General features: G+C 47.2%; 17 protein-coding genes. 7 read left to right on the top strand and 10 right to left on the bottom strand.

What is annotated here, in order from left to right; genetic code table 11:
* Positions 1–9: 9 nt before the first annotated feature.
* From AC1DPK_RS08715 to AC1DPK_RS08705, 3 genes are all read left to right on the top strand, one after another.
* Entirely contained in the window at positions 10–1,794 is a 1,785-nt protein-coding gene (locus tag AC1DPK_RS08715) for an ABC transporter substrate-binding protein (protein WP_477510025.1), read from the top strand.
* Positions 1,795–1,888: 94 nt separating this feature from the next.
* A complete protein-coding gene (gene thpR / locus AC1DPK_RS08710) occupies positions 1,889–2,437 on the top strand; it encodes an RNA 2',3'-cyclic phosphodiesterase (protein ID WP_477510024.1) in 549 nt (182 codons plus the stop codon).
* A 295-nt stretch (positions 2,438–2,732) separates the two neighbouring features.
* Complete coding sequence (locus AC1DPK_RS08705; RefSeq protein ID WP_441884335.1) at positions 2,733–3,107, top strand: DUF2500 domain-containing protein; 375 nt, start codon at positions 2,733–2,735, stop codon at positions 3,105–3,107.
* Positions 3,108–3,171: 64 nt separating this feature from the next.
* Here AC1DPK_RS08705 and AC1DPK_RS08700 read toward each other — a convergent pair whose 3' ends face one another.
* The 4 genes from AC1DPK_RS08700 to AC1DPK_RS08685 are packed head-to-tail and all read right to left on the bottom strand — an operon-like array spanning position 3,172 to position 7,823.
* Positions 3,172–3,834 (bottom strand): metallophosphoesterase, encoded by a 663-nt coding sequence (locus AC1DPK_RS08700; protein WP_477510023.1) that lies wholly within the window; start codon positions 3,832–3,834, stop codon positions 3,172–3,174.
* Between the two features lie 9 nt (positions 3,835–3,843).
* Positions 3,844–5,028 carry an ABC transporter ATP-binding protein gene (locus tag AC1DPK_RS08695; RefSeq protein WP_477510022.1) on the bottom strand — a complete coding sequence of 395 codons (1,185 nt, stop codon included), beginning with the start codon at positions 5,026–5,028 and terminating at the stop codon, positions 3,844–3,846.
* Positions 5,025–6,695, bottom strand: a complete 1,671-nt coding sequence (locus AC1DPK_RS08690) for an ABC transporter permease (protein ID WP_477510021.1) — start codon at positions 6,693–6,695, stop codon at positions 5,025–5,027. Before AC1DPK_RS08690 ends, AC1DPK_RS08695 begins: the two co-directional genes overlap by 4 nt.
* Positions 6,696–6,710: 15 nt before the next feature.
* Entirely contained in the window at positions 6,711–7,823 is a 1,113-nt protein-coding gene (locus AC1DPK_RS08685) for an extracellular solute-binding protein (RefSeq protein WP_477510020.1), read from the bottom strand.
* 171 nt (positions 7,824–7,994) lie between these two features.
* Here AC1DPK_RS08685 and AC1DPK_RS08680 point away from each other — a divergent pair, with 171 nt between their 5' ends.
* Together AC1DPK_RS08680 and AC1DPK_RS08675 are read left to right on the top strand one after the other, a co-directional pair.
* Positions 7,995–8,897, top strand: a complete 903-nt coding sequence (locus AC1DPK_RS08680) for a LysR substrate-binding domain-containing protein (protein WP_477510019.1) — start codon at positions 7,995–7,997, stop codon at positions 8,895–8,897.
* 35 nt (positions 8,898–8,932) lie between these two features.
* Positions 8,933–9,775 (top strand): SDR family oxidoreductase, encoded by an 843-nt coding sequence (locus tag AC1DPK_RS08675; protein ID WP_441884454.1) that lies wholly within the window; start codon positions 8,933–8,935, stop codon positions 9,773–9,775.
* A gap of 909 nt (positions 9,776–10,684) precedes the next feature.
* Here AC1DPK_RS08675 and AC1DPK_RS08670 read toward each other — a convergent pair.
* A complete protein-coding gene (locus tag AC1DPK_RS08670) occupies positions 10,685–11,470 on the bottom strand; it encodes an IucA/IucC family C-terminal-domain containing protein (RefSeq protein ID WP_477510018.1) in 786 nt (261 codons plus the stop codon).
* Between the two features lies 1 nt (position 11,471).
* Positions 11,472–13,436 carry an ABC transporter substrate-binding protein gene (locus AC1DPK_RS08665; RefSeq protein ID WP_477510017.1) on the bottom strand — a complete coding sequence of 655 codons (1,965 nt, stop codon included), beginning with the start codon at positions 13,434–13,436 and terminating at the stop codon, positions 11,472–11,474.
* Positions 13,437–13,593: 157 nt separating this feature from the next.
* Here AC1DPK_RS08665 and AC1DPK_RS08660 point away from each other — a divergent pair, with 157 nt between their 5' ends.
* Complete coding sequence (locus AC1DPK_RS08660; RefSeq protein ID WP_441884354.1) at positions 13,594–13,938, top strand: hypothetical protein; 345 nt, start codon at positions 13,594–13,596, stop codon at positions 13,936–13,938.
* A 110-nt stretch (positions 13,939–14,048) separates the two neighbouring features.
* On the opposite strand, the gene AC1DPK_RS08655 is transcribed toward AC1DPK_RS08660, so the two are convergent.
* Together AC1DPK_RS08655 and AC1DPK_RS08650 are read right to left on the bottom strand one after the other, a co-directional pair.
* Positions 14,049–14,399 (bottom strand): hypothetical protein, encoded by a 351-nt coding sequence (locus tag AC1DPK_RS08655; RefSeq protein ID WP_441912881.1) that lies wholly within the window; start codon positions 14,397–14,399, stop codon positions 14,049–14,051.
* A 182-nt stretch (positions 14,400–14,581) separates the two neighbouring features.
* A complete protein-coding gene (locus AC1DPK_RS08650; protein WP_477510016.1) occupies positions 14,582–15,556 on the bottom strand; it encodes an aldo/keto reductase in 975 nt (324 codons plus the stop codon).
* Positions 15,557–15,813: 257 nt separating this feature from the next.
* Between AC1DPK_RS08650 and AC1DPK_RS08645 the strand changes: the two genes are divergently transcribed.
* Positions 15,814–19,149 carry a DEAD/DEAH box helicase gene (locus AC1DPK_RS08645; protein WP_477510015.1) on the top strand — a complete coding sequence of 1,112 codons (3,336 nt, stop codon included), beginning with the start codon at positions 15,814–15,816 and terminating at the stop codon, positions 19,147–19,149.
* Between the two features lie 143 nt (positions 19,150–19,292).
* On the opposite strand, the gene AC1DPK_RS08640 is transcribed toward AC1DPK_RS08645, so the two are convergent.
* A complete protein-coding gene (locus AC1DPK_RS08640; RefSeq protein WP_477510014.1) occupies positions 19,293–20,552 on the bottom strand; it encodes an extracellular solute-binding protein in 1,260 nt (419 codons plus the stop codon).
* 18 nt (positions 20,553–20,570) lie between these two features.
* Complete coding sequence (locus tag AC1DPK_RS08635; protein ID WP_477510013.1) at positions 20,571–22,118, bottom strand: response regulator transcription factor; 1,548 nt, start codon at positions 22,116–22,118, stop codon at positions 20,571–20,573.
* Positions 22,119–22,127 lie beyond the last annotated feature (9 nt).

Here is a 22,127-nt window from a genome sequence, read left to right as displayed (position 1 = left end):
GTAATTTGCATGAAAATCCGCAGGCATTATCTCGCGCTTAGGCGCTCATATCCGACTATTCAAGAGAATATTCCCTTCGAGGTTACAACACAGGAGCTCGCAAATTTGCTCGATTGCACACATCGGAATATGGTACTTTTATTGAAACGTATGCAGCAGGAAGAGTGGTTAGTGTGGGAGCCAAAGCGGGGACGCGGCAATCGCTCTGCCCTCTCCTTCCTCGTCAGCAAGGAACAAGTCGCGCTGGAGGAAGCGCAAGAAATGATGCAAAAGCAGGATTTGCATTCGGCGCTTGAGCTTCTCCAGCAAATCGAAGAAGCGCCTTTGCTGCGCGACCAGTTTCAGGAATGGCTCTCTGGTCAATTCGGATTTCATTCGGAGGTGCAGGGCAAGCGGCGCACTGATATTTTGCGCTTCCCGCTTCCGCAGACGATCTTTTCGCTAGATCCGGCAGCTATCCATTACACGGGCGAGTCCCACCTCGTTAATCAAATATTTGATGGGCTCGTTCGCATCGATCCGAGGGGCGAGCAGATTTTGCCGCAGCTTGCCCATGCGTGGGAGGTGGATGAATCGCGTACGCGCTGGACTTTCTATTTGCGCAAGGGCGTTCTGTTCCACCATGGCCGTGAGCTGGATTCATCAGACGTCAAGTATTCGCTTGAACGGCTTAAACGCCTTGCACCGCAAGGGCTCTACAGCTGGGCTTACACCAACATCATTTCTATGGATACACCGGATGACACAACCATTCGCATTCAATTATCCGAGCGCAACGAAGCTTTTCTCTCTTTTTTGACAACTAATCGCGCCTCTATCGTGCCTCAAGATGCTTGTTCGGCAGCTGGAGAGCAATTTGGCAGCAAACCGATTGGTACAGGTCCGTTTCGATTCACCGGAAATGATCAAGGCGTCTGGATATTGGAAGCTTTCGCTGCCTATTTCCGCGGCAGAGCATTCCTCGACCGTGTAGAAGTATGGACCGTTGCCGAGGAGGCAACGCGCGAAAACCACGCTGAGCTGCAATCGTTTCAAATCATGCACAACGCGAGACTAACGGATATGGCAGCTGAACGATGGCAGCAGGTTAGACAGTCCGGCATGACCTGTAAATTCATCACAGTTAATGAACAAAAGCACGGCTTGCTGGCAAACCCCGCCATACGAGCGGCAATTAACCTCGCTATCGAGCGGACAGAGCTTTTGCAGCTGTTATCCGGAGATGTCATTGAAGGAGTTAACAGCTTCTGGCTGAACCAGATTGATCAAACGCAGGATGCAGCCCCCATTGATTGGAGCGTAATCAAGCAAGCGCTTGCCAGCTCCGGCTATCAAGGCGAACCGCTGGTACTAGCTACGATTCCGCAATATGCAGCGGATGCAGAGATCATTCAGAAGGTGTATGCGGAATCAGGCATTCCGCTGCAAATAAACCTCATTCCTGCCGAGCAATTTAAAGGAACAGCACGCATGTCCGCCGATCTGCTGCTTTTCGCTGTCATGCTGGACGAGCATCGCGAGCTGAGACTAATTGATTTGTACAAAAGCATGCAGCAGCATGCGCTTCCCGAGGTTCATGATATGCTGGAGCACAGTATCCAGATGATATTGGGTGAGCCGGATCGAGCACGTCGAGAAGCGATATTCATAGACATCGAGGCTCAGCTCAAAGCCAGGCACAGCTTGTTTTTCCTCTACCGTAAACATTTGAAAACTGCGTTCCACCCTTCCGTGCGCGGCATTTCATTGGAATCGCTGGGCTGGGTACGCTTCCGCGATATTTGGTTTACTTAAAGATATTTGAAATGGAAAAAAAGGCCAAATCCAACGTGCAGAATGAATGGTCCGAGTGTTATGGCTGCATACTGAGATTAGGAGGGAAAATATAATGCGCTTGTTCGTGGCTATACCTGTATCACCATCTGTGTCCAAGGAGCTGGAAAGCTGGGCAGAAGATCATAAACATACGCTGCCTTTCCGTAAATGGACACTTCCGAGCGATTACCATATTACGCTTCAGTTTTTAGGCGACACTTCGGCTGCTCAGCTTGAAGAGCTGGCAGCCGCTCTAAAAAAAGTAAGAGCAAATGCTTTTTCCTTAACTTGGAGCGGAATCGGAACGTTTGGTCCGCCCGCTGCTCCACGCGTTCTATGGGGTGCTGTTAGCGGAAACTTAAAAGAACTGTCCGCTCTTCACGAGGAGATTATTCGGGCAACGAGTTCAGTCGGCTTCATTCCAGACGATCGTCCCTACGCGCCGCATATCACGCTTGCCAAAGGATTCGCTGACGCTAATCGAATGCCAATTGAAGCAGCGACGTCTATTGCCTCATCGTTCAGCTGGGAAATCGATCAGTTTGTGCTCATGCTCACCCATATGAACGAGTCCCCTATGTACGAGATCATCGATCGTTTTCCGTTACATAAGCAGGAATGAGGCTTAACTGCTGTCAAAATAAAAATGATCCCGCTGAGCGGCTATCCAGCTATCCGACGTGCGCAGCGTCCAGCCGCTCTTTTCTGCGTGAGCCTATATCCTAACTCTATTAAGCCCCAACAATCCGCTTCGTTACTCCCTTCCTTTTTATTAATTAACCTCAGCTTTTGCAGCCTATACCGCATCAGACTAGTCGGAAGAACGTATTAATAGTAAAATTAATGACATGAAAAGAAAAGATTGGATGTGATGGTTTGTGAATGGATTTGGATTCGGCCCTCCAGGCGGAGGAATCATGTTTACGATTGTTCCTATATTTATAATGATCGTATTCGTGCTCGTTATTGGCGGCATTATTTTTAGCATAGTTAAATATTTCAAAAATTCGACCGCGCCAAAAGAAACGACTTACGCGCGCGTTGTAGCCAAGCGCATGGACGTTCGCCATCATACGAATCACCATAACCACGACGGAGTAGGGCATAGCAGCAATTCATCCCGTACGTATTATTACATCACGCTTGAATTCGATAATGGCACTCGCAAGGAATATGTAGACGTCAAAAATTTGTACGGCTTGGTTGTTGAGGGTGACACAGGTTATGCGGCAGTCCAAGGGGATTGGATCGTTGCTTTTGAACGAAATAGCAATATAAATAGCTCTATTTAAGAAAAGAAAAAGCGCTTAACCCGTAAAGGCAAACGGGCAGCGCTTTTTTTGTGAGTTAAATGGGTTAGAGCTTAAGCAATTTGAAATCGCCGCCGCGGCTCTCTGGCGCAGTCGAGCACGAATAGCTCAATTGGCTGCTGACATCAAGCAGTGTTAAGCGACAGCCATGCTTGGCCCCAGTATCAATGGCGAGCCGTCGATTTCCTTGCCATATGGCTCCAGGGGAAGAAGCATCCAGCTTGAACGTTGGCGTATGGCCAAAAATAATGGTGTACGACTGCGCCTCGTCCGAATCAGGCAAAGGCGTATAAATAAACTCGTCGCGAATTTCCGTTAGATCCTTCTTTTTTTGCTCATGCAGAGGGACACCTGGCCGAATGCCTGCATGAACGAATAAATACTGGCCGACTACCACATACAATGAAAGCTTGTGCAGCCATTCTTTCGTTTCCGGGTGAAGCGCACTGCTGGACTCAGCGGATGCAAGAAGCCGCAGCTCCTGATTTCCGAGCAATGCCTGTGCACCTTCGTTGATAAGCTGGTGAATCGTATCTAGCGTGCCCCATGTAGCGGGCCTATCGGCATCAATGTAGTCGCCCAGCAAAATAAGCCGATCATGGTGCGGGTTATAAGCTGCTTCTTGAAGCAAAAGCAGCAGTTCTTCTTCATAACCGTGTATATCTGCAATGGCTAAAAGACGCGAGTCTGTTTTTGTTGGATTATACAAATGGATCGACTACCTTTCTTCCTCATTCGGGTAAATGAAAACAGAGCGAATGGCTAGCTTTATCGTTACATGCTCGCCAGCCTCTAACGGGACTGCGAGCACTAGATATACCTTCTGGCCGCAGCTCGTTTGTGCAACTGCACGCCAGCGATTGCCTTCAAAGGTACAGTGAAGCACTTGAAGCTGAATCGTATTGTCTGTCCGCTCCTGCGATGAAGCTAATGAAAGCACGGCTGCGGCGTCTCTTCGCTCGATGACCTCAGCTTCCTCAGGACGGAACATAATGATCGCTTGCGAATGGTCACTTATTTTCTGCTGCTCTGGCGCGAGCAAACCGTGAATGATCGATGAGCCGATGCGAACAGCGCTGCCGCTGTCTCCGTTTATGACCTCGCCTCGCAAGCCGTTGATTGCTCCAAGCAAGGAAGCTGCCCAGCGGCTGGCCGGACGCGTGAAGCATTGCTGCGGCGTGCCCATCTGATCAATTTGCCCGTTGCGCAAAATAAGCAGCCGATCGGCCATAGCGAAAGCTTCCTCCGGGTCATGCGTAACATGGAAAACGCTCATCCCTAATTGGCGGAATAGATACGCCATCTCGGTGCGCATTTCTACGCGCAGCCGCATATCAAGGTTGGAGAGCGGCTCATCGAGCAGCATCAGCTTCGGCCTAGTAGCAATCGCCCTCGCAATAGCGACCCGCTGCTGCTGACCGCCAGAGAGCTGCGGCGGCAGCCTGCGCTCAAGCCCTTCAAGATGGAGCATCGCCAGCAGCTCCTGAACGCGCTGCTGAATATCCGCCCGAGCCATCTTGCTTCTATGCAGCCCATAAGCGATGTTATCGAACACATTCATATGCGGCCACAGCGCATAGTCCTGAAACACCATGTTAACCCCGCGTTTCTCAGGGGGCATCATGACAGACGGAGAGGCGATAATTTCATCGCCCAGCTTAAGCTGGCCGCCGTCCGGCTTCGATAGGCCGGCGACGAGCTGGAGCAGCGTCGACTTGCCGCAGCCTGAAGGACCAAGCACGCTAATAATCTCGCCTTCGCGCATGTCGAAAGAAATTCCTTTAAGCGCTTGAAACGATCCGTAGCTTTTCATTAAACCAGATGCTGCAAGCAGCGGTTTGGGAGCCGCTGGCTTAGGCTCATTTGCCTCGTCATACCTTTGCTGAATCGCAGTCGATGTCATGTGTTTGCCTCCTTGCGGCGGAGCATGAGCTCAACCGCCAAAATAATCATAATAACGATAAATGATCCAACGACGGTTGCCGCTGAAGCATAACCAAAATCCAAATCCTCGAATGCTTTGTTAATCGTAACGGGCAGCGTGAGGAAGTTTGGCGGGAACAGGATCGAATTCACCGCTAAGTCAAACACGCTGGAGCCAAATGCAGCAAGGCCCGCAGAGAGCAAAGCGCCTCGTATTAAAGGGACAAGTATGAAACGGACGCGGCTTGCGAGCGTACCGCCTTGCAGCTGCGCGGCAGTAAGCAGGCTAAGCGGCACTTTCGCCATTGCGCCGACCATCAATCTCGTAATGACGGGAATAGCGCCAGCGATTGCGGCAAGCACAAGAATCCAAGGCGTTCCGTACAGGAGCAAGCCGATCGAATCGAGCCATTTTTGATTCCAGACGAAAATATACCCAATGCCCAGCACGACGCCGGGAACAGCAAGCGTGACGACAGAGAACACCTCAATCGTCCGTTTAAATTTGAACTGTGAATAGGTTAAGACATAAGCGACGCACAGCCCGAATAATAGGCCAAGCAGAGCAGCGACTCCAGCGATCATTAAGGAATGAGACAAACCCTTCAACAGCGTGCTTGAGCTATGGAACAATTCCCTGTAATGCTCCAAGGTGAGATTCGTTAGCTTCATACCGCCTGACTGTGTTTTGAATATGGACATCAGTACGTTTGCGCCTATCGGAATGCCGATGACTACGGCAAGAAATAACAAGTTTAGTGTGGTAAGAAGCACAGCAAACTTTCCAGCCGGCTTCGGTACAGACCGCTGCGCCCGTGCTGATAAGAAATCAAAGCGTGAGCGGCGCATCGCATAAAATTGGACAAACATCGCAATGCCGATTAACAATACGAGATAAAAGGACAGAACGCCTGCCATATCGAACCGAATGGGCGATGTGTAAATTGCCGAGTAAATAGAGTAAGGCAGTGTCGGAAAACGATAAACAGCGGCAATCGATGCAGGAAGCCCGAAATCGCCGATTGTATCCATAAAGACAAGCGCTGCTCCAGCCCAAACAGCTGGCATAAGCAGAGGCGCTTGGATCGTACGCCATACCGTGAAAGCAGATGCTCCGGATAGGCGAGCTGCGTGAGACAGCTGATCAACCTTCCACTCCATCGCCGCATGAACACTCAAATAAGCGAACGGAAATTTGCTTAAAGTCATAATAAAAATAAGTCCAGCAGGCTGAAAAACAGCGCTCGTAACCCAGTGCCAGCCGAGCAGGTTAACAGCGATGCCGCCTCCGGCAGCAAACAGCACCCAGCCCTGCGCTAAAATAAACGAAGGCGTAATAATGAGCAGCCAAACGGAGGCATCCAGCAGCTTAGCTGTTGGAAATGACCAGTTGGCGCGTATCGTTGCCAGCACACCGCCGAGAATCGTAGCGAGCACTGTCGTTCCAAGTCCAAGCACAACGGAATTTTCGAGTGATTTTTGCCATAAGGGACGCTTGAATATTTCGAGCAGCAGCGCAAGATCCCCGAGTTGCCAATTGCCGAAGAAAACCCCAGGCAGCAGTACTTGAATAATGACTGCCGCCAAGGGATATAAGACGAGGATGAATAGGATGATACTGACAAACCATCCTAACCGATCCTTCATAAAGGTTTGCATCGTTTACTTAACGGACTGGTCGGCGAACCATTGCTTGATTGCCGCTTCATTTTCAGATGCCCAGGAAGCGTCGGCTGCAACGAGCTTCGCATCGGCTGCGCGATCTTGCTTGGCATTTACGCCGTTTACGGAAGGCTGGAAATAACTCTCGTCGCCTTGATCAATTAAAGCTTGCTGCGTTTTTGGATCAAGCAGAAATTCGATAAACGCTTTAGCTGCATTCGGATTTTTGGTATCCTTCTGAATCGCAGCTACCCGTACGGATGCAGGAGCGCCTTCTGCCGGCCAAATAATTTCGATAGGCTCGTTATCGTTTTTCATCGCATAGGCATTGCTCTCTTGCAGTGCTGCGATCGAGATTTCACCAGCGGCGAGCGCTTTGACAACGTTTGGATTTTTGGGATACACACGAAGCCCATTGTCCATCAGCGAGCTAAAGAACGTTTGTCCGCCATCGATTGTTTTTTCTTTAAAAAACCAAGAAACAAAAGGATAAGCAGGAGCTGCGATCGCTGGGTCAGCCATGCCGATCAAGTTTTTGTACTTCGCATTCGAGAAGTCTTCCCATGATTTTGGCGCATCCTCCGCCTTCACTTTGTCCTTGTTATACACGATAACTCCCGCAGCATGTGCGCCAGTAGGAACATACCATTGCTTCTCAGGCACAAAAGCTTTGGCAAAGTCAGTTAGATTAGCGACGTTATTCGGCGACCAGCCTTCAAGCAGTTGACCGCTTGCCCCTAGACCATAAATGGAAGGCATCGCATCCAGCCAAATGACATCCCAGTGCGGATTGCCTTTCTCTGCTTCAACGCGGGACATAATTTCTGCTCCGTTGCCCGCAACGACCTCCAGCTTGTAGCCGGTAGCTTCCTCAAATAATGGAGCGATAATGCTGTCAAAATCGTTCAAGTATACAGTAAGCGTTCCTTTATCCTCCGTGGCAGCTGTTTCTGTCGCTTGCGCGTCTTCGGTAGGAGCCGTCGTTTGTGTATTTCCGGCATTTGCTGCCCCTTTATTCGTATTTCCGGCATTTCCGTTGCCGCATGCAGCAGTTAGTGCCATCAATCCAGCTAGCAAAACGGTTCCAAGCCAGCGTTTCCCATTCGTTTTCATCGTTTTGATTTCCCTCCACTATCTGTTTTGCTTACCTCCTAACTTTAGCAACGGTTTGTCAGATGATTGTTAACGTAATGTCGAGATATTATGAAATATAATCGATAGATATTGATATACATATAGATTTAATCTATATTAATAGGCAAAAAGCGAGGGAGTGAGCACGGGATGAATGTACAGCAGCTGCATGTGTTTATGGAGGTATGCAGCGGTCGAACGCTCGCGGAAGCTGCAGATAAGCTGGGACTTAAGCAGCCGACAATCAGCTTTCATCTCAAAAGGCTTGAGGAGGAGCTTGGCGTGGAGCTGTTCCGCAAGCACTCGCGGAGCCTTCAGCCAAGTGAAGCTGCTGTGGATCTGCTTCCCTATGCGAGGCGAATCGTTTTCCTTATGGAAGAAGCTAGGCTTGCCATGCTGGAGCGCCGTGAACAAGGGGAAGGCCGTTTGAGGCTGGGGGCGAGCTACACGCCAGCAACCTATGTGATGCCGCCGCACTTTGCCGCCTACCGCAAGCTGTATCCAAAAGTAAGCCTCATGCTGACCGTGAAGCAAGCAGCTTCTGTGCTTGCGATGCTGCGCAGCTATGAGATCGATATAGGCATCGTCTCTCTTGGCGAATCGCTGGAAGAAGGCCTTATTATACAGCCGTTAGTCGCTGATGAGCTGAAGCTGCTGCTTGCGCCGGAGCATCCGTTAGCTAACCATTCGCAAGTAGAGGTCGAAGAGCTTAGACATGAAACATTTCTGCTGCATGAGGTTGGCTCAACCTCGCGTACCTTGTCCGATGAGTGGGCAGCCGGGGCTGGCTTGCAGTGGGAAAGTGTTATGGAGCTGGGTGCGATCGAAACGATCAAGGAAGCTCTAAAATGCAATATGGGTGTTGGCATCCTGCCGCGCCGAAGCGTCATCCGAGAAATCGAAGCCGGCGAACTCGTTATGCGCGATCTGCCTCAGTATGTAAACCAGCGGCATATTTGTTTGGCGTACCGCAACGAGGATCAGCTGTCTCCACATGTCAGATCGTTTATTGAATTTGTACGGCATACCTTTGCTGCACATGATAAGCTGTAAATAACGAATATACGGAGGTGGCTTGGATGAGCAATATGACAGGAAAGGTCGTAGCAGTAACTGGCGCCAATTCCGGCATGGGGCTTGCGACAACGGTCGAGCTTGCGAAGCAAGGGGCGCATGTCGTGATGATATGCCGCAGCAAGGAGCGTGGCGAGCTTGCACTTGAACAAGCGCGCAGCCAAAGCGGCAGCAGCGATATTGTCCTCATGACCTGCGATTTGGGCTCGTTTGCCAGCATTCGCACCTTCACTGCTGCATTTAAGCAGAAATATAGCCAGCTTGATGTGTTGATCAACAATGCAGGGGTTGTCGCCTTGAAACGAAGCATAACCTCGGATGGATTTGAATCGCAAATCGGCATCAACCATTTGGGTCATTTTTTGCTGACTAACGAGCTGCTTGACCTTCTTCAACGTGCTCCGCAAGGGAGAATTATCAATGTATCTTCAGGTGCCCATAAGGCCGGAAGAATACATTTTGACGATCCGAACCTAACGAGGGGCTACAATGTCGCAAAAGGTTATGCGCAATCGAAGCTCGCGAATATTTTATTCACGAATGAGCTGGCAAAGCGTCTCGCAGGTACGAGGGTGACGGTTAACAGTCTTCATCCCGGGGCGGTAGCGACCAATATTGGCGTAGATCGCAAGAGCGGCTTCGGTAAGACGGTGCATAAGCTGCTCAAGCCTTTTTTCAGAACGCCGCTTGAAGGGGCAAAGACGGCAATTTATTTAGCATCCAGCGATGAAGCGGCAAATCTGACCGGCCAATATTTTATCGACAGCAAAAGCGTTCAAACGGCAAGCAAAGCGAGCAATCCCGAGCTTGCGGCTAATCTTTGGGCATGGAGCGAGCAGCAGGTCAAACTTACATAATACGTGTCTAATTAACAGCACTAATCCATCAGCGCATGGGATAAACTGAAAATCCATCAACACACTAAGTATTAAAACAAACTTATTATAATATGGAGTCTGCAGAATGCTCAGCATGGCACTTCCAGCTAATTAAGTCAGCTTCGCGCAGCATAAAATTAACTGGAGCTTTTCCAGCTAAATATAAAATAGCAGGAAAAGCTCCTGCTATTTGTAATGGAAGCAGCCYAATTTAGCAATTAACAGGATTTACTCCTGCTAATTCAACAMATAATYCCTAAAAAGYCGCTTTGCAGCAAAATTACMTGGAGCTTTTCCTGCTAATTAACTCAAATRAGCGCRCAGCTTAAAATTAACTGGAGCTTTTCCAGCTAAATATAAAATAGCAGGAAAAGCTCCTGCTATTTCAACAMATAATYCCTAAAAAGYCGCTTTGCAGCAAAATTACATGGAGCTTTTCCTGCTAATTAACTCAAATGAGCGCACAGCTTAAAATTAACTGGAGCTTTTCCAGCTAAATATAAAATAGCAGGAAAAGCTCCTGCTATTCACTATTTGTGGTGGAAGCATCCCCATGAGGACATGTTCAGCATTCGAAAAAGTTTATAAAAGAGGCATCCAACTCCCTAGCGGACGCCGCCGAAATGACCCCTTTAACTGCCATTACTTCGCTCAAATGTTCATAGCTGTAACAGGAGAAACCATTCTTTCCTATTTAACATAAATTCGGATGAATAATGTTTGTAAGCTGCTAAAGAAATCCCGAGCTTCAGCTCTATGACACCGGCCGTCAAATGGCATATGTGGAATCAAAATATATTTCAAAATCCCTTTTATATTAAGAACCAATAAATAAAATGAGCAATCGCCTTGCCCCAAAAGGTGACAAGACGATTGCTCAATGTCCAGCTATTTATGGCATTCGAAAGGTTTCGGACAAGCTCTGCAATATTCCGCCGAAGACATTTCATAATAGAAGCAGCAGGTCTTGCGAATATCAGGCAGCTCGCTCATCGTGCCTATATTCGTTTTGCTCATAAACTTCTTAAACGGATTGCGGCGTTCTCCAAATAAGCTTGCTGGTGCAGTCTGCGTTATAAACGTGAAATCCTCATGAAGTCGTTGTAAGATAACCGGATTCGTTTCTTCCTCTAGCCCGTCCTCATAAAGCGGAGCAATTCGAACCATCGCATTCTCCCATAAGATCACTATAGGTATTCCGCCAACCATAGATAAAGCACGAAATAATGGAGAAATATGCTCTGCAAAAAGTTCTCTTATTACCTGATCCCGCCACTCTTTCCGCTCCCCAGCTACCGGTTCCGTAACGCTTGGTTCTTCAAAGCTTAAATTAGGATACTTGGATTTCGTCACATTGAACTCGCTGTCGCTAGGTGAAACCAAGCGGCAATTGTCCAACGTCATGGTCAGATTCTTGTTGTATACCGTCATCGCATACAGAACAGGAGCAACGACTAGATAAGCATATCGCTTCGCGAGCATCGACGCAGTTACTCTTCTTGATGGCGAAGCTATTTCGCTCCCTAGCCGATCCAGATAGGTTTCGCATAGCTCCTTATTCAATAAATTTCTTGAATAAATGGAGCGATCAGCGGAGTCAGTATTATTTTCATAAGAGAAGTTATATCTGCTTTTTAAATTACCCCACTCCGAATTTGAAAGCTTTGCTGACATGTTATGCCTTACCAAGGAAAATTTCTGCTACCCGGTCAACAATCATATTAATGGCAATCGGGCCATAATAGGCAATCCATATGTTTGAATCCACATCATAGACTTGATTGTTTTTCACAGCTTCAACATTTTTCCACGTTTCCGTCTTCTGGATTTCGTCCACTGCCGCCTTGAACATATCATCTTTTACGAGGAAATAATGATTAGCGCCAACTTCCGGGAAAGCCTCTAATGCAATTTCATAAGCGGTATCCTTTTCCTTCAAAACTGATTCTGGGGCATTCAAGCCTAAATCATTGTATAAAATAGCTCCTGTACGGTGGATTGGTGTATGTATCCGTATCCCCTCATCACGTGGGCGCGCTAATGCAACAGTTTGATCTCCGAGCTTAGCCTTTAGCTCTACCTTCAGCTTCTCTGTTTTCACGTTGTAGGCCTCCAAGACAGCCTTCGCTTCTTCAGACTTCCCTACAATTTTTCCAAAAGTATCTAAAGTGACGCGCCAATCCTCATTAAATTCGAGCATGATCGTTGGAGCAATTTTGGACAAGCTCTCATACACTTCTTCTTGGAATTCTGTACAAATAATTAAATCGGGTTCCATGGCCATAATAGCCTCAAGGTTGGGCTCATCCCTTGTACCGAGCAATTTAACATCCTTCAGCTTATCCATTAAATAAGCCGGGAAGTCTGTTTTGTCTGCCGCGGCTTTTACGCTGCCCGCTGGCTGCTCTTCTAAAGTTACCAATTGATCCACAAATTTTGTATCAAGCACCGCAATTTTAAGTGGGCGCTGCTCCAGCGTTGTTTCGCCCTTCATATGTTTAATAACAACAGGATACGCCTGTTGCGCTGTTTGCGATACGTTTGTGTTTGTAGAAGCTGCACTAGATTCAGCTCCAGCTGGACTAGCCCCTCCCGTATTGTTTCCCATGCTATTTCCCGTCGAACATGCACTCAACAATAACATTAAACTGAGCATCAAGCTAACCGCTAAAATCGACCTCTTACTCCTATTCATCCGTATAACTCCTCCGTCTAATTGTTGATAATGATTATCACAATCACCATCATACGAKAGAGAAGTATCCGCGACAATGGAATTTTGCGACATAGAGGATGAACTTATCCGACGGTGCTTTCTGAAGTTAAGAGGAGAAACGCCAATATGCTTCTTAAAGGCTCGGCTAAAATAATAACTATCACCATAACCTACTGATTCTGCAATGGCTTTAAGCGGCATATTCGTATTCAATAACATCGTTTGCGCATGATCCATTCGAACCTGAATGAGATACTCTAGTGGCCCAATCCGAAGCTGCGCTTTAAATAATCGCTGCAGCTTTCTCTCATTGCAATGAAGAGTGCTCGCCAATTCTTGAAGACTGATTGTCTCAGCGTAACGTTCCTCCATGAAGCGAATCGTTTGGCTGACGTAATCCGGCTGAGCTTTGGCTGCACCCTCAGCGGCATGGAGCTGCTTCATAAGATCGTATACCAATTGGTGAAACAACGCTCTCACATGAAATCTTTCCAATTGAATATCAAGCATCCAGTGCGAATACATTTGCTCGATTCTCGTCAGAAGACCTAGCGGAAAGGCAGGGGCAAAACCATATTGCATTTGAAAGGGATTATTGTCTCTATATACTTTTAACAGTTCTTTACGAGCTGGTAAAACGAGGACTGCTTTGTAAAAAATAAAATAATAATCGAGTTTTTCATTCACTTGCACAATATCAATCGTAGCGCCTTTTCCGGCATGGCACACATAAAAACGATTCACCATATGCTCCATTCCGTCTATGAGAATTTTTGCATCACCAGCAGCAGCGAAAAAGAAGGCACTAGCTGGCAATCGGAAGCCTTGCACACTCTCACCCGATCGCAAAATAGACCGACGAACATCAAGCACCCGTATAGCAGCATGATTCCATAATGGTATATGTTCCTGTAATGTCATCATGTTCACCTTCCATGTCTATTTACAATTTCCACCTCTCTTATTATATTAATAATCATTCTCATTATCAAAACATTCTTGCTCAGCAGCTAGAAATCGCCCTTACAATAATTGTAATTATGTTATAATAGGTTTTCAAAACAGGAAGGGGAGATTCGTAATGGAAACGATCGAAATTGTTGCTGTGAGTGCATTAGTTCTATCCGTCCTGCTTGGATTAAAAGTATTTAGCTTGCAGAGACAGGTTGACGAAATAAAATTAGAGCTTCAACGGGCTAACAACCATTCGGATTTTTCGAGATCACCCAAGCCAAACCTGAATTCCCCTCCTTCCTCACCCGGTATGACTCGCAACAACGCCCCTATAAATATCGATGATAGATTACGCATGCTAGTTGCTTCAGGAAAGAGAGTTCAAGCAATTAAAGAGTTTAGAAAAAAAAGTGGCGTCAGCCTCAAAGAGGCCAAGGACTACGTAGACGACTTAGAGCGGCATCAATATTGATCTGAATATGTTCTTCATCATTTATCCATTTCAAAGCAAAGAGGCTGTCTCTTTTAAGGCAATTTGCCTTTAGTGACAGCCTCTTATCTGTTTACTGGCTTACCGTTTTTTTATCGCTCATATCCGGGATAGTCGTAATCAGAGTCTTGCAGCTTGTTTAAAATATTCATTTGGCGAATATGATCTCTAGTTTCTGCCGTGCCTAACACATATACGGTTTCGTAAACCTTGATGATATCCTCATTAAACTTGTCGGTTGCTTTGTCATTATCAGCTGATTTATAAGGGATTGGTGCGCGAAATTGTGTTTTCTCATCGTCCCGCTGAATTTGGTCGAGCAGCTGCTGAAGCTCACTGATCTCCGCCTGCGTTGCGGTTACCGTTAACTGATCATTGATGGAAGGTTCAGGCTCGACCCGCTTTCCAGAAATCGATACATAATAGGTTTGCTTCTCCGTCATGCCTCTCACTCTCCTCCTATTTGATAATAACTTATAAAACAAATCGGATAGAGATGAAACAAGGCTGCATCTACAATTTGCCCACGAATGCAACAATAACAAGGCTTCTATACAAAAAAGCACCCACAAGCCATGCACCTTCTTCAAAGTGTTTTGCGTGTGGGTACCCGTTGTGTCTATCTCTACGGCAAGCGATACCATGCAAAAGGTTCACCCGTACGGAATGGGCGGCTAATCTTCTGCAATTCCTCTTCTGTATCTGCGGTCAGCTGCAAGGATACACTCTTCAAGTTTTCTTTGAGCTGCTCCACCTTTGTCGCTCCCACAATGACTGTAGATACGACAGGCTGATGCATGAGCCACGCGAGTGATAATACGCTTGGCGTACAGTCCAATTGTTCCGCAAGCTTCGCTACATTTTCACCTAATGCAATGGTTTTAGTATCGATAAATCGCTGGAAACTCGGGTCGGTCTGAGCGCGAGAGCCCTCTGGCGCTTGCTGTGCTGCGCTGTATTTTCCTGACAAAATGCCGCCAGCCAGCGGAAAATACGGAATGATGCCCACGCCTTGGTCTAGACACATCGGAACCAGCTCGTTTTCCGGCGTTCGATCCGCTAAGGAGTAGCTTACTTGTGTCGATACGAAGCGGTTAATCCCAAGCCGATCACTGATTCCGAGCGCCTTCATCAGCTCCCACGCAAAGTAATTGGAAGCTCCGATGTAGCGCACCTTGCCAGAGCGTACCATATCCTCTAATGCTCGAAGTGTTTCCTCAAGCGGTGTTTCAGGATCAAACGTATGAATTTGATATAGATCGATATAGTCGGTTTTTAGACGTTTTAAGCTCTGTTCCAGTTCCGTCTGCAAATGAAATCTGGATGAGCCGCGCTCATTTACGCCTGCTCCCCGAACTAGCCCTGCTTTTGTAGCTAAAACAACATGTTGACGCTGTCCCTCAAGCACCTGCCCAATGATTTTTTCGGATTCGGTGGCTGCATAGATGTTAGCTGTATCGATAAAGTTGATTCCATTGTCTATCGCGCTATGAATGATTTGTTTTGAAGCCTCATAATCTGYGCGTTTGCCAAAAGCGTTGGTACCTAAACCGAGCGCGGATACTTTGAGGCCGCTATTTCCAAGTCGTCGGTAATGCATGGTTGTCCAGCTCCTTTTCCCATAATCAAGCTTAGCTTCTCTTCCTACATTATACCGTTGATTGCATTCAATTTCAGTAAGAGCTGCCTAGACCACATCAAAAGTAGAGCTAGCATTATCCTTGTTTCATGCTAGGCTTTTATTTCAGAAGCCCAATGCCCACATTTTGAATTGTGACCTGCTGTACATATTCTGCTATGATAAGAATTAACTTACACATCGGAACAAGCGTTCCGCTAGCGGAAAGGAACCATACCATGAGCGTACAGTTGTCCGAGCGAGTTATTAAGCTGCTATGCGGCGATACCTTCTATGAACGCGGCGAAGCCTACTATAAAGATGGAAAAGTTACGCTTGCGGACCAAGGTCCTGAGGCAAGCAGCTTTAAAGCTATCGTAATGGGCAACCATCGCTATGAGGTTACGATCGATATTGACCTGGATGGAGACGTCGAAGCGGAGTGCTCCTGTCTCGCTTTCAGCACCTACGATAAGTATTGCCAGCATGTAGCTGCGGCGCTGCTGCAAATTCATCATTTTCAAAATGAGTATGATAAGCCTGCCCGTATCTACCCCTCACTCCTTCATCCAGAGGATAGGCCTTACTACGATGATGACGAAGCAGATACAACCCATCTCCGTAATCGATATGCGGCGCATGCGGGGTTAGAAGCAGCCGATACTCGGCTGGCTAACGGCATGTTAGGCTTGTTCAGCCACCGTCCGATCCGCACAAGCGGAAGCCGGTCGCTTTTGGACATGCGCACCACTCTTGAAGTAGAGATTTCTGTTAAGCTTTTCCCCTACGGCTTCCGAAAGCATATGTTCGGCATTGAGCTTAAGGTTGGCCCAAAACGGTTATATATCGTACAGCAAATACGAGAATTTCTGGAAAAGGTCGATCGGCGGGAGCCTTACGTTTTCTCGAAACATTTCACCTATGATCCAGCCGTTCACAGCTTTCAGCAGGAGAATGATGCGGTGCTTGCGAGGCTTATTCAAATCTACCGAAATGAAAAGATATTCAGGGAATCGCTGTCCCGCTCAATTCTAAGAGAGGCTCCGGCAAGCGGAGACCGTATGCTGCTTGTGCCTCCCTCCTCATGGGATAAGACGCTTCCTTTGCTAACTGCTGCACCGACCGTACAGCTGCTCTATAACAATCAAACGTTTCATGGCATTGAACGGAGTGACGAAGCGCTCCCGCTCCATTTTGCGTTTGATCAAGCGACGAGCGACGGCTATCAATTGGATATTCAGGGACTTGATCAGATCATCATTATGGAAGATTATGAGCTGGTCATTACAAACGGCAAGCTGATTGAGCTGAAACCGGAATCTTGCACACGGCTTATGGAGATGAAGCAGCTGCTCGACACTTCGCGCAAGCCAAAGATTCATATTGCCCCTGCGCAAATGGAGCCGTTTATGGAAAGGGTCATCCCGGGACTAATGAAGCTGGGCAGTGTCGGCATTGCGGAATCAATATCTGACCGCGTGCTGCAAACGCAGCTTAAAGCGAAGCTTTACTTGGACCGGGTAAGAGATCGGCTGGTCGCAGGGCTTGAGTTTCAATATGGCGACATTATTATTAATCCTTTAGAAGGAAGCGAGAAATCACGCGGTACTGATCGCATTCTCATGCGGGACGGAGAACAAGAGCGGCTCATTCTCGAGCTGATGGAGCTGGTTCCCTTCGCCAAAACAGAGGGCGGCTATTTCATGGAGGACGAGGATTCGGAATTCGAATTTCTGCACCATATCATCCCGCGGCTTGAGAAGCTGCTGACCGTGTACGCTACCTCTGCTGTTAAAGTACGAATTGTGACTAAGCATGCAGCGCCAAAAGTAACGATTAATGTAGATGAGCGTACAGACTGGCTGGAATTCAAGTTCGATATGGACGGCATTCCTGAATCGGAAATTCGGAACCTGCTGAAGTCGCTTGAAGTGCAGCGCAAATACCACCGCTTGCCAAACGGCTCGTTATTGCCGCTTGATGGCGCCGAGTTTCAAGAAATCATCCATTTCTTAAATGAGGTCGGCCTGCGCCAGAGCGATATTCAAGGAACTGAATTTCGGATACCTACAGCCCGCGGCCTTCATCTCATTGGTTCACATGAGAACGGAAATGCGGTAAGACTTGGCAAATCGTTCCGCCGGCTGCTGGAAAACATGCGTAACCCCGACAATTTGGATTTCCCTGTACCGGACAATCTCGCGAACGTGCTGCGGGATTATCAACAGTATGGCTATCAATGGATGAAGACGCTCGCCCATTACCATTTCGGCGGCATTCTTGCCGATGATATGGGGCTCGGAAAAACAGTGCAGGCCATCGCATTTGTCGTTTCCGTACTTCCTGAGATTCGGAGGCGAGAGCAGCCAGCGTTAATCGTCGCTCCCGCTTCACTCGCCTACAACTGGCTGAATGAGCTGAAGAAATTCGCTCCAGAGGTTCGCGCCGTTATTGCCGATGGCACCAAGTCAGAGCGCAGCGGCGTGCTGACAGGCGATTCTTCGGCGGATGTGATCATAACTTCATATCCCTTGCTGCGCAAAGATATTAAAGATTATATGAAGCAAAGCTTCCACACACTTATTTTGGACGAGGCGCAATATTTCAAAAACCATACGACTCAAACCGCGCAAGCCGTTAAGGCTATTGATGCCGGGTATCGCTTCGCATTGACCGGCACGCCCGTGGAAAATACGCTGGAGGAGCTATGGTCTATTTTCGGAGCCGTTTTCCCAGCGTTATTTCCTAGCAAGCAAGCTTTCAACGAGCTATCGCGAGAAGCTGTCGCCAAGCGGGTTCGTCCGTTCTTGCTGCGCAGGCTGAAAAGTGATGTACTGAAGGAGCTGCCTGACAAAATCGAGTCAATACAAGCGTCGGAGCTGCTGCCTGAACAGAAACAGCTGTATGTTGGATTCCTTGCTAAGCTGCAGCAGGAAACAGTGAAGCATTTGAACGATGAAAGTTTCCAGCAAAATCGAATTCGAATTTTGGCTGGAATAACAAGGCTTCGCCAGCTCTGCTGCCATCCTGCCTTATTCGTAGAAGATTACCGAGGAAGCTCCGCCAAATTTGAGCAGCTCCTCGAAATTATCGAGGAATGCCAGAGTGCTGGCAAGCGGCTGCTCATCTTCTCACAATTTACAGAAATGCTCGGCCTAATCGCACGGGAGCTGGGTTACCGAGGCATTACTCATTTTTATTTGGACGGACAAACAAAAGCCTCCGAGCGCGTCGAGCTTTGTAATCGATTCAACGACGGTGAGCGCGACCTCTTCCTGCTCTCGTTAAAAGCCGGGGGCACTGGACTAAACCTAACGGGTGCCGACACTGTTATTCTCTACGACCTTTGGTGGAACCCCGCCGTCGAGCAGCAAGCAGCCGATCGTGCACATCGTATTGGACAGAAAAACGTCGTACAGGTCATCCGCCTCGTAACGCAAGGCACGGTCGAGGACAAAATGTATGAGCTTCAGCAAAAGAAAATGAACCTGATTGACGAGGTTATCCAGCCTGGTCAGGAGGCTCTATCCTCTCTATCGGAAAAGGATATTCGTGAAATTCTGATGATTGAGTGATGTGAATTCAATTCATATTAAAGATGCATGGCTCAGCTCCGTTAAGGAGCAGACTGCCGCTTCGAAATAAAAAAAGTAGGAATCACAAATAGATTCCTGCTTTTTTTGCATACAACATGTCTCGTCTAGAGGATCAATCTATTTTACTGCTTTAACAAACGATCAATCTTAGCGGCTGCTTCCGTTAATCCCTGTTTAACCGAAAGTTCCTCTTGAAAAATTTTGGTCATATATTTTATATAAATAGCGTCAATTCGACTATACCTTTTCACTGGCGGACGAAGAAATGTATGATCAAGCGCCTCCGTGTACGGATGAATAAAGGATTCACCCTGCGCCTTTATCTCTTTGGCCTCCAAGTTTGTCGGAATTATGCCTGTTTGCGACATTGCAATTTGCGATTGCGTATTGACCATCCATTTCATAAATGTCCAGGCCTGCAATGGATTTTTCGAGCCCTTCATAATAACTAAATCTTCTCCTCCCAATATGGAGGCAGGACCAAAAACCGGCGGAAACGGAACTGCTATTGTTGCGTTAATCGCCCTCTCCAGCTCTTCGCCTTGAAAAACGCTGTAAAACCAAGGTCCATCATCTGTGACCAATATTTTCCCTGACTTTACCCCCTCCCAATTATCTCCGCCGCCGTTAATAACCGTACGATCAATCAACTGCTCCTTATATAGCAATAAAAGCTGCTCAACCGCCTTGATTGTCGCTTCTCCATTCAAATAGCCGGATGCCTTCGAATATGAATCATCTGTCATACGTCCGCCCAGCGCATAAATATAAGGCAAGCTCTTCCACGACTCAAGCCCCCCTATACCAATCATGAATCGATGTTTTTTAGCAAGATCAATCACTTCCTGAAAAGTTGCAGGCGGCTTTGACAAGCCCGCCTGTTCCAACAATGTACGATTGAATATAGCAATTTTCGTGTTCATATTAACGGGAAGAGAATAATAGGAACCCTTATAATAACCTGCTGAGCCTGTATTGCTCTGCAGCAATTGCGTTATTTTGCCAAAATCATCGTATTCGCTCAGGGGTAGCAGCAATCCGCTTTGGGAAAACTCAGGCACCCATACAATATCCATACGCACTACATCAGGCGCTCTATTGGAAGATGCCTTGGAGATGAGCGTATATTTCATTTCCATGTTGTTGCTTTGCCGAACAGGAACGACGTGAATAGCGGGGTACGCCTCCTCAAACGCAGGAATAAGTATATCCTCCAAAATTCGAGTCTCTTGATCACTGTACGTATGCCAGAACTCGATTTCCGTATTCTCGGTATTTGTTAACTTCTCGACCTTGCTGTCATTTGTAAGAATAGACTGCTGGCTGCAGCCTGAGCAGATTGCAAGTAAACACACTATTATTATCAGCCTATTTATAAGCATGGCAATCTCCTCCATCAACTATTGTTGATGCTTATCTCGATACTCTACAGGTGTCATCTGAGTCATTTTTTTAAACAGCTTGCTAAAATATTTCACATCGTTAAAACCGGATTTTTCAGCTACCTCATAAATCTTGTACTCGTTTTTAACCAGCATCCGTTTTGCTTCGTGCAGCCTCAAATCGATTAAATAATCGATGAAATTTTGACCTGCCTGTTTTTTGAACAAATTCGAAAAATAGCTTTTGCTTACATGTATGTTATCTGCTACTTGTTGCAGTGTTAAGTCTTCTCGGTAATGGAGCTTAATGTAGGCGATGGCTTTAGTGATTAACTGTCCGCTATGGCCTTTATCAACCAACCTCAGCTGATTGGGATGTTCCATTTCCTCAAACAATTGACGGATAGTCGATTCGAGCTGAACAACCGTCTCACAGCGCCAAATATGTTCTCGGAAATCTGATAGCGTTTTTGAGCCTCCGTTCACAAAAGCATAGGCAGAGAGCAGTTCATATGCTTCTTTTCTTACGTGCTCCGGTGTTTGAGCACCCTTCGTCCAGCTTGAAACGAAGCGATCGATGACTGTTTTTGTATGGTCCTCGGTGCGAAATTGCTCAACCATAACCTGCATGTTCATTCCCTCATAATTAGACCCCGCTTCGCTCTCATCCGGTATTTGTTCATAGGCAAAGAGTTTGCCCGTACCTTCAAAAAATCTTCGTTCCCCTGCAGCTCGGCTTTTTCTGAGTCCTGTTTCCACCCGCTCTGTTTCCTGCTCCACACAGTAACCAATAGAAATTGAGGTCGATAGTTCAGCAGCAACCCGGTTCTTGAAGCGCTCAAGCTCACCTTCTGCATTCCCCACAAGAGGTAAGATCATAAAGAGACCTTCTCCCGTCAAAATCGGCGCACTGCCATACTGGAATTGCTCATAAAATAAAGCCTGCATATCCTCRTACATGATGCTAATATGCAAATCCCCGTATCGTTCCCGCCACTCGTTTAGACCATCCGATACAACAAAAGCACAAACGTAGCGATCATTTGGCTGATCAAAAAGATCAACTAATTTAGATTCAGACTCGCTGGTTGCGAGCAAGCGTATGATTTCCTGCTCAGAACGTCTTCTCGCAAGGAAAACCAATTGCTCATCAAACTGTTGATTTTGCACGACTTGTCTGCGGTTTTGCTGCAGCATTTCTTTACATCGCACGAGTACAGCAATGAGTTCCCCCGCTTCCAGTGACGGCTTAAGCAAGTAATCGACAGCACCCTGCTTCATCCCCTCACGCACATATTCGAATTCATTGTAGCTGCTAATTAGGATAACCTTGGTTAGCGGATTAACCTCCAGCGCCTTTCGCGTTAGCTCCAGTCCATCCATAACTGGCATCTTAATATCCGTTATCAAAATATCAATAGGCTGAGATCGAAGCCGTTCAAATGCTTCAAGGCCATTTGCACAATCTCCTACTAAGGTCAGCCCTTGCTCATCCCAACTTATGAAGTTTTTAAGCCCGTTTCGAATAATCGGCTCGTCGTCCACAATCAAAACATAATCGTTCACGTCATTTCC

It is taken from the genome of Paenibacillus sp. 01T424, assembly GCF_056398745.1.
The sequence above is the reverse complement of the archived record's forward strand: the minus strand, read 5'-3'. Positions and strand labels throughout refer to the sequence as shown.